Annotated in this window: 10 protein-coding genes; 2 read left to right on the plus strand and 8 right to left on the minus strand. The window is 67.8% G+C overall.

What is annotated here, in order from left to right:
• Positions 1–6 precede the first annotated feature (6 nt).
• From ABNQ40_RS03530 to ABNQ40_RS03540, 3 genes are read right to left on the minus strand one after another with little or no spacing between them, the layout of a single operon-like run.
• The gene (locus tag ABNQ40_RS03530) at positions 7–336 is read right to left on the minus strand and encodes a hypothetical protein (protein WP_109050342.1); all 330 of its coding nucleotides are present in this window, start codon (positions 334–336) and stop codon (positions 7–9) included.
• A gap of 1 nt (position 337) precedes the next feature.
• A complete protein-coding gene (locus ABNQ40_RS03535) occupies positions 338–1,681 on the minus strand; it encodes an acyclic terpene utilization AtuA family protein (protein ID WP_391345540.1) in 1,344 nt (447 codons plus the stop codon).
• A gap of 37 nt (positions 1,682–1,718) precedes the next feature.
• Complete coding sequence (locus tag ABNQ40_RS03540) at positions 1,719–3,065, minus strand: CitMHS family transporter (RefSeq protein ID WP_391345542.1); 1,347 nt, start codon at positions 3,063–3,065, stop codon at positions 1,719–1,721.
• Positions 3,066–3,387: 322 nt separating this feature from the next.
• Here ABNQ40_RS03540 and ABNQ40_RS03545 point away from each other — a divergent pair, with 322 nt between their 5' ends.
• The gene (locus ABNQ40_RS03545; RefSeq protein WP_391345543.1) at positions 3,388–4,320 is read left to right on the plus strand and encodes a LysR substrate-binding domain-containing protein; all 933 of its coding nucleotides are present in this window, start codon (positions 3,388–3,390) and stop codon (positions 4,318–4,320) included.
• Between the two features lie 131 nt (positions 4,321–4,451).
• On the plus strand, positions 4,452–6,146 hold the full coding sequence (locus ABNQ40_RS03550) for a methyl-accepting chemotaxis protein (protein ID WP_391345545.1): 1,695 nt from the start codon (positions 4,452–4,454) through the stop codon (positions 6,144–6,146).
• A 21-nt stretch (positions 6,147–6,167) separates the two neighbouring features.
• Here the strand turns inward: ABNQ40_RS03550 and ABNQ40_RS03555 are convergent, their stop codons facing one another.
• The 5 genes from ABNQ40_RS03555 to ABNQ40_RS03575 all read right to left on the minus strand — a co-directional run bounded on the left by ABNQ40_RS03555 (position 6,168) and on the right by ABNQ40_RS03575 (position 12,759).
• Complete coding sequence (locus ABNQ40_RS03555) at positions 6,168–7,268, minus strand: lactonase family protein (protein ID WP_391345546.1); 1,101 nt, start codon at positions 7,266–7,268, stop codon at positions 6,168–6,170.
• Positions 7,269–7,358: 90 nt separating this feature from the next.
• Entirely contained in the window at positions 7,359–8,882 is a 1,524-nt protein-coding gene (garD, locus tag ABNQ40_RS03560) for a galactarate dehydratase (protein ID WP_109490988.1), read from the minus strand.
• A gap of 47 nt (positions 8,883–8,929) precedes the next feature.
• Complete coding sequence (gene gudD, locus ABNQ40_RS03565) at positions 8,930–10,267, minus strand: glucarate dehydratase (protein ID WP_391345549.1); 1,338 nt, start codon at positions 10,265–10,267, stop codon at positions 8,930–8,932.
• Between the two features lie 33 nt (positions 10,268–10,300).
• The gene (locus ABNQ40_RS03570) at positions 10,301–11,389 is read right to left on the minus strand and encodes a mannonate dehydratase (RefSeq protein ID WP_109050336.1); all 1,089 of its coding nucleotides are present in this window, start codon (positions 11,387–11,389) and stop codon (positions 10,301–10,303) included.
• 95 nt (positions 11,390–11,484) lie between these two features.
• Entirely contained in the window at positions 11,485–12,759 is a 1,275-nt protein-coding gene (locus ABNQ40_RS03575; RefSeq protein ID WP_391345719.1) for an MFS transporter, read from the minus strand.
• Positions 12,760–13,004 lie beyond the last annotated feature (245 nt).

Consider the following 13,004-nt stretch of genomic DNA (forward strand, 5'->3'; position numbering starts at 1 on the left):
CTCCCGTCACGCTGCCTGGATGGGCCGGGCGATGTCGGGAATCTCGAGGTCGAGCAGGGCCGACGCCAGGCACTTGCCATGGGCGTCGAGCGCCAGCGAGCGGGTCACCCCGCCGCCGAGCGCCTGCCGCATCACGAAGTTCAGTGCGCCGATGCTGGGGATCGCGTAGCGCACCACCTCGCCATGCACGACCTCATGGAACAGCTCCTTCACGCGGTCGGCGGTGACGTGGGCCTCGATCAGCGGATAGTCCGCCTCGTCGAAGGCGATGACGGAGATGTTGGAGATGTCGCCCTTGTCCCCGGTGCGGGAATGGGCGATGTCGCGGAGTTTCATGTCAGGCCTCCATAAACTCGATGACGGGCTTTGCCAGCTCGCGGGGCAGCAGGGCCGACAGCATCGCCACCACGTCCTTGGCCGACTTGGTGGCGCCGCCGCCGCTGGCCGGGCCGTTGGTGTAGAGGGTCTCGACCTCGTTGCCGATGCGCTGCGCCTCCTTCAAGCTGCCGGTCCGGCCGACCACCCGCACCCGCACCTCGTAGGGCTCCTGTCCACCCGTGGTGGACAGCGCATTGCCGTGGATGGAATCGACGCCGATCAGGTCGAAGCGCAGTTCGGTCGCCTCGACGCCGGTCAGCGCCAGCCGCTCGCGCACGATCTCCAGCGCCAGCCGGCCGCGCGCCAGCGCGCCGGGACCGGCGTAGGAGATTTGCCCTTCGCCGATGAAGCTGTCGATGTAGCCGACCGAGACCTTCAGCGTTGGGGGCCGCGGACGCCCGGTGGCGCCGGCCACCCGCACCCGGTCCGGCCCCTCCTGGGTGAAGCGCACCTGCGAGAAGTCGGCCACCACATCGGGGGTGAAATAGGCGGCGGGGTCGTGGATCTCGTAGAGCAGCTGTTCCTTGCAGGTGGCGGTGGTCACCGCGCCACCGGACCCCGCCACCTTGGTGATGACGGCGCTGCCGTCCTCCCCCACCTCGGCAATCGGGAAGCCGAGCCGGGCCAGGGCGGCGACGTCCTTCACGCCGGGATCGGCGAAATAGCCGCCGGTGATCTGCCCGGCGCATTCCAGCAGATGCCCGACCACCGTTCCCTTGCCGAGCCGGTCCCAATCCTCCATCGACCAGCCGAACTCGAAGATCTGCGGGGCGAGGAAGAGGGCCGGGTCGGCGACGCGGCCGGTGATGACGATGTCGGCCCCGGCCTTCAGCGCCGCGACGATAGGCGCGGCGCCGAGATAGGCGTTGGCCGAGACCAGACTGCCGGCCATCGCCGACACCGGCGCACCGGTCTCCTCGATGCGGTGGTCGCCGGATTTCAGCGTCTCCAGCACGTCGTCGCCGGACACCGCGGCGATCTTCAGCCCCTCCAGGCCGAGCGACCGGGCGATGTCCCGCGTCTTCGCGGCGGCGGCGGCCGGGTTGGCCGCCCCCATGTTGGTGACGATGCGGATGCCCTTCTCTTGGCACGGCCGCAGCACCGCCAGCATGCGCTCCGCCAGCAGGGGATCGTAGCCCTGCGCCGGGTCCTTCAGCTTGGCGCCCTGGGCGATGGCGATGGTGCGCTCCGCCAGGCATTCGAAGACGAGATACTGGATGTCACCCTTCTCGGCCAGTTCAACGGCCGGCTCGATGCGGTCGCCCGAATAGCCGGCGCCCGATCCGATGCGGATGGTCTTCATGATGGTACTCCTGTGTGCGGACCCCCTTGGGCCCGCGTCAGAAGGGGATGACCCCGAGGATGGCCGCGGCGACGGTCATGACGACCGAGGCGGCGAACAGGTAGGGGATCGAGAATTTCTGGTGCTCGCCCAGCCCGATGCCGCACAGGCCGACGACCAGGAAGGTGGCGGGGGTGAGCGGGCTGACCGGGAAGCCGACGGTCATCTGGCCGAGAACGGAGGCCTGGGCGATCTGGATCGGGTCGCCGCCCAGCGTCTTGTAGACCTCGGCGATCACCGGCATCATGCCGAAATAATAGGAGTCCGGATCGAACAGCAGGCTGAGCGGCATCGACAGGATGCCCAGCGCGAAGGGAACATGCTGCGCCATCTCCGGCGGGACGAAGGCGACGGCGGATTGCGCCATGGCGGTCAGCATCTTGGTGCCGGTCATGATGCCGGTGAAGACGCCGGCCGCCAGCAGGATGCTCGCCATCATCAGCGCCGCCTTGGCATGGGCGTCGACGCGCTCCTTCTGCATCTTGACGTCGGGATAGTTGATCATCAGCGCCAGCACGGTGCCGACCATGAACATCACCACCGGATCGACCGCGCCCTCGATCATCACGGCCATGATGACGGCGGTGAGGATCAGATTGACCCAGAACAGCTTGGGACGGCGGATCTTGATCTGCTCCGGCGTCAGCACGCGCGGCGCCGGCCCGACCGGGGCGGCGTCCACGCCCATGGCGCCGACCGACCGTGCTTCTCCGGCCGCCAAAGGCCGGGAGGACAGGCCGAGGCGCCGCTCCTCGCGCTTGCCGAGCAGGAAGGCGACGGTGAAGATGAACAGCAGCCCGATGCCCTGCACCGCGATCAGCGGATTGAAGATGTCGGTCACCGGCACCTTCAGCGCGGCGGCCGACCGGATCATCGGCCCGGTCCAGGGCAGGAAATTGACGCCCGCCGCCATCGACACGCACAGCGCCAGGATGCGCTTGTCCATGCCCAGCCGGTCGTAGAGCGGCAGCATCGCCGGAATGGTGATGAGGAAGCAGACGGCGCCCGACCCGTCGAGATGGATCAGCAGGGCCAGCAGGGTGGTGCCCATGGTGATGCGTGCCGGCCGCGTGCCGACGACGCGCAGGATGCGGTCGATGATCGGGTCCATCATCCCGGCATCGGTGACGACACCGAAGAAGATGATGGCGAAGACGAACATGCCGGCGGTCGGCGCGATGGAACGGATGCCGGCAATGATGAACTTGCTGGTTTCGAGACCGAAGCCGCCCGCCAGCGCGGCGATGATCGGCACGGCGATCAGCGCGACCAGCGGCGACATCCGGTTGGTCATGATCGCCGTCAGCAGAACGACGATGGTTGCCAAGCCGAGTAACGCGAGCATGTAACCTCCTCCATGGCCGTTGTTATTGTTGTTTTCCATCCGCTGCACGATTCCTTCACGTCCGGTGAAGAAACATGGCGGAGTTCTGCGGGCGACCGGCTTCGATCCCCGAGTAACGCCGCATGAGCGGATTTCGATAAAACTGCGTCTTTTGCGAATCCAGCCGACGGAAGGACTGGCAGCGGGGCCTTTTATAAATCATCCACTTTGCCGCACCGTGCCGAAGCGGTATCCGCGATTGACACTGTACGAACCCACAATCAGATTAGAGAAATGAATTTGTTGTATCACGGTAATTTGATTTTTCTATAAGAGGCGTGCCATGCTCCAGGGAGTGAGACATATCAAGGCCTTCGTCGCTGTGGCGCGTCTGGGCAGCTTCACGAAGGCTGCGGCGGAGGTCAACCTGTCGCAGCCGGCGCTGACCGTGCAGATCCGCCAGCTCGAAGAGAGCCTCGGCGTGCGCCTGTTCGACCGAAACAAACGCCATGTCGTGCTGACCCAGGCCGGCCGCGACCTGCTGCCGGCCTTGCAGCGGGTGCTGGCCGAACTGGATGCGGTGATGAGCGTCAGCCACGATCTGGCCGGGCTGCGGCGCGGCTCGGTGTCGGTCGCCACCCTGCCGTCGGTCGCCGCCGGGCTGCTGCCCATCGCCATTCGCCGATTCGCCGCCGACCACCCCAACATCGACGTCCGGGTCAGCGACGTCGTCGCCGAGCGGATCATCCAGCTGGTCAAGGCGGAGGAGGTCGATTTCGGGATCGGCAGCCGGGTCGGCCCCGACCGCGACGTCGAGGTGATCGATTTCCTCTGCGACCGCATGTGCGCCTTCTTCCCCACCGACCACCCGCTGAAGGGCCGGCGCCCGCTGCTGCTGAAGGACATCGTCGCCTTCCCGATGATCCTGACGGCGCGCGGCACCAGCGTGCGGTCGCTGGTCGAGCGGGCGTTGGAGAAGGAAGGGCTGGAGATCAGCCTGTCCTGCGAGGCGAACTACATGTCGACGGCGGTCGGCATGGTGCGGGCCGGGCTCGGCGTCTCGGTCCTGCCGGAATCCGCCGTCGACGCCGCCTCCTGCGAGGGCATCGTGGTGGAGCCGATCCGCACCGCCGGGCTGGTGCGCCGGATCGGCTTCATCCGCAAGACCGGCCGCTCCCTGTCGCCGGCGGCGGAGCGCTTCGCCGCCCTGCTGCGCGAGGTCGCCGGCCCGACGCTCGCCCACTTCTCCAGCATGGAGGCCGCCGCGAAGCGGTAACGTGGCTGGAATAATTTTTTAACTGGATAACGTCAGTATATTTCTGAAATCAGCCAATCCGATTTCACCCGCCCTCCTCTTTCGTAGTATATCAGTTGCCGCCCCCCGACGCGCGCGACATGAAGGCACCCATGAGACTCCTGGAAAATCTGACGATCCGGGCGAAGCTGACCGCATTGGTCGCCTTGTCCGTCCTGGCTCCGGCCGTGGTGATCGCCATCAGCAGCAGCTTCGCCCACCAGCGCATGATCGACGACCGCATCGACACCATCCGCTCGGCGGTGGAGATGGCGGTCGGCATGGCGAAGGGGCTGAATGCCGAGGTCGAGGCGGGAACCCTGCCGCGCGAGCAGGCGCTGGCGCGCTTCCGCAACGCGGTGCATGCGATGTCCTACCATGACGGCGCCGACTATCTGTTCGCCTACGATCTCAACGGCATCGCCGTCGCCAACCCCTCCAACCACAAGGCGGTCGGCACCGACCGGATGGGGCTGCAGGACAAGGCCGGCAAGTATTTCGTCCGCGAGATCGTCGACACGCTGCGCCGGCAGGACAACGCCATCATCCATTATGTCTGGCCGAAGCTGGGGTCCGATGTCCCGCTGCTGAAGACCAACTACGTGCAGCGCTACCAGCCGCTCGGCCTGATCGTCGGTTCCGGCGTCTACACCGACGACATCGACGCCGCCTATCACGAATTCCTGACCAGGACCGGCGCCGCCACCGCCACGCTGATCGCCGCGCTGGTGCTGATCGCCTTCCTGGTCAACCGCGACATCGTGCGCTCGCTGCACCGGCTGCGCGACAAGATGACGGCGCTCGCCGCCGGCGACATGGGCGTCACTTTCCCGGAGGCGACGCGGCGCAACGAGATCGGCGGCATGGCGCAGGCGCTTCAGGTGTTCAAGGAGAATGCCCAGGCCAAGGCCAGCCTGGAAGCCAGCCAGGCCGAGCAGGCGGAGCGCGCCGCAGCCGAGAAGCGGGAGGCGATGACGACGCTCGCCAGCCATTTCGAACAGACCGTCGGCAACCTGATCCACGACGTCGCCGGCGAGGCGGACGCCATCGAACGGCGCGCCCAGGACATGACGCGCGCCGCCGACGAGACCGGCAGGCTGGCCGGCGCCGTCACCGCGGCGACCGAACAGACCTCCGCCAACGTCCAGACCGTCGCCGCGGCGACGGAGGAGCTGACCAGCTCGATCAACGAGATCAGCCGGCAGGTCGGCTCGTCGGCTGAGATCGCCCGCGAGGCGGTCGAGAGCGCCGAACGGGCCAACGGCAAGGTCGAGGGGCTGGCCGGCGCGGTGGAGCGGATCGGCGCCGTGGTCGGTCTGATCAACTCCATCGCCAGCCAGACCAACCTGCTGGCGCTCAACGCCACCATCGAGGCGGCCCGTGCCGGCGAAGCCGGGCGCGGCTTCGCCGTGGTGGCGAACGAGGTCAAGGCGCTCGCCAACCAGACCGCCCAGGCCACCGAGGAGATCGCCACCCAGGTCGCCGCCATCCAGGGCGAGACCGCCCAGGCCGTGAGCGAGATCAGGGACGTGGCGCAGGTCATCGGCCGGGTCAACGACGTCGCCACCTCCATCGCCTCGGCGGTCGAACAGCAGGGGGCCGCGACCCGCGAGATCAGCCGCAACATCCAGCAGGCCGCCCGGGGCAGCCACGAGGTGTCGTCCAGCATCGGCGGCGTGAACGAGGCCGCCGGGCGGAACGGCACGGTCGCCTACGAAGTGCTGGAGAATGTGCGGGAACTGTCGATGCAGACCGAAAGCCTGCGCGGCGAGGTCGGCCGCTTCCTGGCGCAGGTGCGGGCCGGCTGACCGGCCCGCAAGGCCGGCGTTTTACGGCGCGGCGACGAACTCCACCCAGTTCGGCTGCTTGCCGGCCGGATAGCGGGCGAGCGTGGTCAGCGCGCCGCTGCCGCCGTCGATGCGGTAGACGGTCATGCCATCCGACTTCTCGCCCACCGCCGCCAGGAACCGGCCGGTCGGGTCGATGTTGAAGCCGCGTGGCTGCTCCTCCGTCGCCACGCTGGCGAGCGGGGTCAGCTGGCGGCTTTCCGGGTCGATCCGGAAGGAGCGGATGGTGCTGGTCCGCCGTTCGGAGATGTAGAGGAAGCGGCCGTCCGGCGTCGTGCGGATGTCGGCGGCCCAGGGCTCGCCCTTGAAATCGGCCGGCAGGGATGGCAGACGCTGCGTCTCCGTCAGCCTGCCGGTCGCGGGGTCGTAGGCGAACACCGCGACGGCGGCGTCCAGCTCGTCCACCAGATAGAGGTGACGGCCGTCGGGATGGAAGACGATGTGGCGCGGACCGGATTTCGCCGGCAGCGCCACCGACAGCGGATCGTTCTCGCTCAAGGCTCCGGTGGCCGCGTCGAAGCGGAACTGCACCAGCCGGTCGGAGCCCAGGTTGGTGGCGAAGGCGAAGCGGTTGTCGGGCGACGGCTGGATCGAATGGGCGTTCTTGCCGGTCGCCACCACCTGCTGCGGCGGTCCAACCTTGCCGTCCGGCCCGATCGGGTTCACCGCCACCTTGTCGCCGCCGTAGGACGCGCTGAACAGGTACTTGCCGCTGCGGTCGGTGACGATGTTCGCCATGCTGTCGGCCAGCGGGCCGCTGCCGAGATGGCTCAGCTTGCCGGTCGCCGCGTCGATGGCGAAGATCTGCACCTGATAGGGCTGCGACCGCACACCGGCATAGAGGAAGCGCCGGTCGGGACTGAGCGCCAGGGGGGTGGAGGATCCGGGCTTGTCCACCCCGACGAAGGGCGCTGTCCCCACCGGGGTCATGGCGCCGCTGTTGCCGTCCAGCCGGAAGACGCTGATGTCGTTGCTGCCGGCGTTGGACACATAAGCGAAACTGTCGGCTTGCGCCGGCACGGCTGCGATGAAGGCAGCGGAAGTCAGCAGCATCGCCAGCGCGATGCCGTAGCGGCGTCCCATAGTATCCTCCCTTATATGGATGTCCTCCCGCCGCGGGCGCCGGTTACTCCGGTCATCTCCGCGGCAGGAGGCTTAAGACCTAGCCTCCGGTCAGGTCACCGGCGCCGGGTTGAACAGGGTCAGTGCGTTGCGCAGCCCCCAATGGTCGGCCCAGGTCTGCTTGCGGCCGCTCGCCACCTCCAGGATCAGGCGGAACAGCTCCCAGCCCACATCCTCGATGGTGGCTTCGCCGGTGGCGATACGGCCGGCGTCGACGTCGATCAGGTCGTGCCAGCGCGAGGCCAGCTCGGTCCGCGTCGCCACCTTGATCACCGGCGCCATGGCGAGGCCGTAGGGCGTGCCGCGCCCCGTGGTGAACACCTCGATGTTGCAGCCCGACGCCAGTTGCAGCGTGCCGCAGATGAAGTCGCTGGCCGGCGTGGCGGCATAGAGCAGCCCCTTGCGCGTCGCCCGCTCGCCCGGCGACAGCACGCCGGCAATCGGGCTGGTGCCCGACTTGGCAATGGAGCCCAGCGCCTTCTCCACCACATTGGCGAGGCCGCCCTTCTTGTTGCCGGGGGTCGGGTTGGCGCTGCGGTCGGCCGAACCGGTCTCCAGATAGTCGTCGTACCAGCGCATCTCGCGGATCAGCGCCCGGCCGGTCTCCTCGTCGACGGCGCGCGGCGTCAGCAGATGGATGGCGTCGCGCACCTCCGTCACTTCGGAGAACATGACCGTCGCCCCGGCCCGCACCAGCAGGTCGGCGGCATAGCCCAGCGCCGGGTTGGCGGTCACGCCGGAAAAGGCGTCGCTGCCGCCGCATTGCAGCCCGACGACGAGGTCCGACGCCGGGCAGGTCTCGCGCCGCCGCTCGTTGAGCTGGGCCAGCCGGCGGTCCGCCATCTCCAGGATGGAGGCGACCATGTCGCCGAAGCCCTGGTGGCGTTCGTCCTGCAAGGTGACGATGCTCGGTTCGACCCCGGCCGGCAGCAGCCGTTCCGGCTGGAGCTTCTCGCAGCCCAGCCCGACCACCATCACGGCCCCGCCCAGGTTGGGGTTACGGGCGAGGTTCTGCAGCGTGCGGATCGGCACCGCGGCCCCCGGCGCGTTGATCGCCACGCCGCAGCCGTAGGTGTGGTTGAGGGCGACAACGTCATCGACGTTGGGGTACTTCGGCAGCAATTCCTTCTTGATCCGCTCGATGGCGAAATCCATCACCCCGGCGACGCACTGCACGCTGATGCTGATGCCCAGCACATTCTTGGTGCCGACCGTCCCGTCGGGATTGCGGTAGCCCTCGAACGTGTAGCCGTCCAGCGCCGGGGCGTCGGGCGGCACGGCGGTCGCCAGCGGCAGCGTGTCCAGATCCGGCGCCTGCGGCAGGCGGACCAGCGACTCCTCGATCCAGGCGCCGCGGCGCACCGGCCGGGCGGCGGTGCCGATCACCTGCCCGTAGCGTATAATCGACGCCCCTTCGTCCAGATCAGCCAGCGCCACCTTGTGGCCCTGCGGTACGAAGTCGGTCAGGACCAGCCCACACTCGAACTCCGTCCCCGGCGGCAGCCCGCCGGAATTCACCACGATGGCGACGTTGTCCTCGGGATGGACCAGGATGTAGAGAGGCTTCTGGGTCATGGCTTGCCCTGACTGTTTGGTCGGGTTGAAGGCGTTGCGGAGCGGCTTCACCGCACCAGGCACGGCCGCTTGTTGTCGAACGTCCAGCCGGGGATCAGGTACTGCATCGCCGTGGCGTCGTCGCGCGCGCCCAGCCCGTGCCGCTTGTAAAGGTCGTGCGCCTTCGCCAGCTCGCCCATGTCGATCTCGACGCCGAGCCCCGGCTTCTGCGGCACGGCGACCAGACCGCCCTCGATGCGGAACGGCTCCTTGGTCAGGCGCTGGCCGTCCTGCCAGATCCAGTGGGTGTCGATGGCGGTGATCCGGCCCGGCGCCGCCGCGGCGACATGGGTGAACATCGCCAGCGAGATGTCGAAATGGTTGTTGGAGTGCGACCCCCAGGTCAGGCCCCATTCATGGCACATCTGGGCGACGCGGACGGACCCTTGCATGGTCCAGAAATGCGGGTCGGCCAGCGGGATGTCGACCGACTGCAACTGGATGGCATGGCCCATCTGGCGCCAGTCGGTGGCGATCATGTTGGTGGCGGTCGGCAGGCCGGTGGCGCGGCGGAACTCCGCCATGACCTCGCGCCCGGAATAGCCCCGCTCGGCGCCGCAGGGATCCTCGGCATAGGCCAGCACGTCGCCCTTGCCCTTGCACAGGCGGATCGCCTCCTCCAGCGACCACGCGCCGTTGGGATCGAGCGTGACGCGGGCCTGGGGGAAGCGCTTCGCCAGCGCCGTCACCGCCTCGATCTCCTCCTCGCCGCGCAGCACGCCACCCTTCAGCTTGAAGTCGTTGAAGCCGTAGCGGTCACGCGCCGCCTCGGCCAGCCGGACCACCGCGTCGGGAGTCAGCGCCACCTCGTTGCGCAGGCGGAACCAGTCGTTCCTGGCATCCGGTTCGCTGCGGTAAGCCAGATCGGTCTTGTTGCGGTCACCGACATAGAACAGGTAGCCCAGCATCTCCACTGTGTCGCGCTGCTGCCCCTCGCCCAACAGGGCCGCCACCGGCACCTCCAGGAACTGGCCCAGCAGGTCGAGCAGCGCCGCCTCCAGCGCCGTCACCGCATGGATGGTGATGCGCAGATCGAAGGTCTGCAAACCGCGCCCGCCGGAATCGCGGTCGGCGAAGCCGCGGCGCACGCTGTTGAGGATGGCGTTCCAGGCGCCGACCGGCTGGCCGACCACCAGGGCGCGGGCATCCTCCAGCGTCTGGCGGATCCGCTCGCCGCCCGGCACCTCGCCGACGCCGGTATGGCCGGCGCTGTCCTTCAGGATCACCACGTTGCGGGTGAAATAGGGCGCATGGGCGCCCGACAGGTTCAGCAGCATGCTGTCCTGGCCGGCGACCGGCACGACCAGCATTTCGGTGACTTTGGGCGACGACATCTGAGTGGCCATGATGCGGGGTCCGGGAAAGGCGGGAAGGACGGATCAGGCGGCTTGCAGCAGCGCCTGGGTATAGCCGAGCGCGAAGGCGAAGAAGCGTTCGCGGTCGGGATCGACCTCGGAGAAGGGCACATGGTCGGGGCAGAGGATGCCCTGGTAGCCGACCTCGCGGTAGGCGCGGATGCAGGCCGCCATGTCGACCGACCCCTCGTCCGGCATCGCCTCGCGGAAATCGAGATAGCCGCCCTTGATGTTGCGGAAATGGACCATGAAGATGCGGTTCTGCGGGCCGAACTCGCGGATCGCCTCCAGCACCGTCCCGGTCGGATTGCGCGACATCTCGGCGATGGTGCCCTGGCAGAAGTTGAAGCCGAGCGACTTGCTCTCCGGCGCCAGATTGACGAAGCGGCGAAGCCCGTCGAGCGAGCCCAGCACATGGTGGACGCCGTTCAGGCCCCCCGGCGGATAGGCCGGGTCGTGCGGGTGGCAGGCCAGCTTGACGCCGGCCTTCTCAGCGGTCGGCAGGATGGCCTCGACCAGATATTCGATGGCGCGCCAGCCGTCGGCCTCGCTGACACCGCCGGCCTCGCTCGCCATCACCTGCCCGCAGGTTTCCGGAGCACCACGTGCATCCAGCGGCGACGGCTTGGTCCCCGTCTCGTCCTCCGGCAGCACGGTTCCCCAGTAGGAGAAGCGGGCGTCGTTCTCCGCCTTGTACTCGTCGGCGCGGAAAATGCTGCACTTCATGCCGCCGCGGCCGTCGACCACGCCGGTGCGGGTGATGCCGACCATGGCGACCGTGTATTTCACCGTGTCGACCCCGCCGTCGGCGGCGGCGCGGATGTTGTGGCGCAGCCGCTCCGCGGTGGCCGCCGCCTTCTCCGGCTCCCGCAGGCTGTCGAGCAGGATGGAGCCGACATCCAGCGCCAGACAGTCCAGCGTCAGGCCATGGCTCTCCACCCACTTGCGCTGGTCGGCGACCTTGCGGCCGTCCCACAGCCCGGCCTCGACATTGTCGTCAGCCATGACCGGCGCGTTCGGCCGGCTGTCGATGACGATGCCCCGGGCGCCGAGCTGGGCGGACAGGCGCAGGCGCTTGTCGGTGGGGTTGATGAGCTGTTCGCCGATATACATGGGGGAAGACCCTTTGCCAGACCGTTCTCTGCCAAACCGTTCGACGCGTACCGGGCGAGGGGCGGCAATCCATCGGCCGCCGCCCCGGCCGGTCGTTACGTCTTCAGCTCCATCCGCTTGATCTCGCCGACGATGACCAGATAACTGACCGCCGCGATCAGGGCGTTGGCACCGACGAAGACCAGGGCGCCGTTGAAGGAGCCGGAGCTCTGGATGATGTAGCCGATGATGATCGGCGTCGAGATCGACGACAGATTGCCGCACATGTTGAACACGCCGCCGCTGAGGCCGGTGATCTCCTTCGGCGCACAGTCCGACATCACGGCCCAACCGAGAGCGCCGATGCCCTTGCCGAAGAAGGCCAGCGCCATCAGCGACACGATGACCCACTGGAGATCGGTGTAGTTGCAGGCGATCATCGCCATCGACATCAGCATGCCCAGCACGATCGGCGTCTTGCGCGCCGCGGTCAGGGAATAGCCCCGGCGCAGCATGGCGTCCGACATCAGGCCGCCCAGGATGCCGCCGACGAAGCCGCAGATCGCCGGGATCGAGGCGATGAAGCCGGCGTTCAGGATCGACATGCCGCGGGCCTGGACCAGATAGACCGGGAACCACGTGATGAAGAAGTAGGTGATGGCGTTGATGCAGAACTGGCCGAGGAAGATGCCGACCATCATGCGGCTGGCGAAGAGCTGGCGGATGTAATCCCACTTCGCTCCGCTATCGGCCGAGGCCGCCTTCTTCTGGCCGTCGTCCATGTTGACCAGGCCGCCGCCGGCTGCGATGTGATCCAGTTCGGCCTGATTGATGCGGGGATGGTCCTTCGGCGCGTAGACGGTCTTCATCCAGACGCCGGCCATGACGATGCCGAGGCCGCCCATCACGCCGAACACCCAGTGCCAGCCGAAGGAATGGGTCAGCCAGCCCATCAGCGGCGCGAAGAGCACGGTGGCGAAATACTGGGCGGAATTGAAGATCGCCGACGCGGTCGCCCGCTCCTGTCCGGGGAACCACGCCGCGACGACGCGGCTGTTGCCGGGGAAGGACGGCGCTTCGGCGAAGCCGACGGCGAAGCGCAGGGCGAACAGCACCATGACCGCGGTCCCGCCGGCGAAGAAGCCGATGGAGCCCTGCATCAGCGTGAAGACCGACCAGATGAAGATGCTCAGCCCATAGACGATCTTCGACCCGTAGCGGTCGAGCAGCCAGCCGCCCGGCAGCTGGCCCAGCACATAGGCCCAGCCGAAGGCGGAGAAGATGAAGCCCATCTCCGCGGCGCTGATTCCCAGCTCCTTCGAGATCACCGGCCCGGTGATGGAGAGGGTCGCCCGGTCGGCGTAATTGATGACCGTGACGAGGAACAGCATCGCGAGGATGAGATAGCGGACGTTGGTCCGCTTGGCGGTCTGGCCCGTGGCGCTTTGATTTACGGCGGCTGCCGCGGCATAGGCGCCGGGTTCGGAACGGGTGGTGGCGGCGGTGCTCTCGATCGTCATGAGATTTCCTCCCTCAAGCCATGAGGGCGGGCAGACGCGGCAGTCCGTTGCCGGACCCGTTCTGCGGATCCGGCTTTCTGGCTGCACCTTGTGTCCGGCATCGGGAACTGTAGCCC

The organism is Azospirillum sp. A23 (assembly GCF_042938965.1).
Lineage (GTDB): Bacteria > Pseudomonadota > Alphaproteobacteria > Azospirillales > Azospirillaceae > Azospirillum > Azospirillum melinis.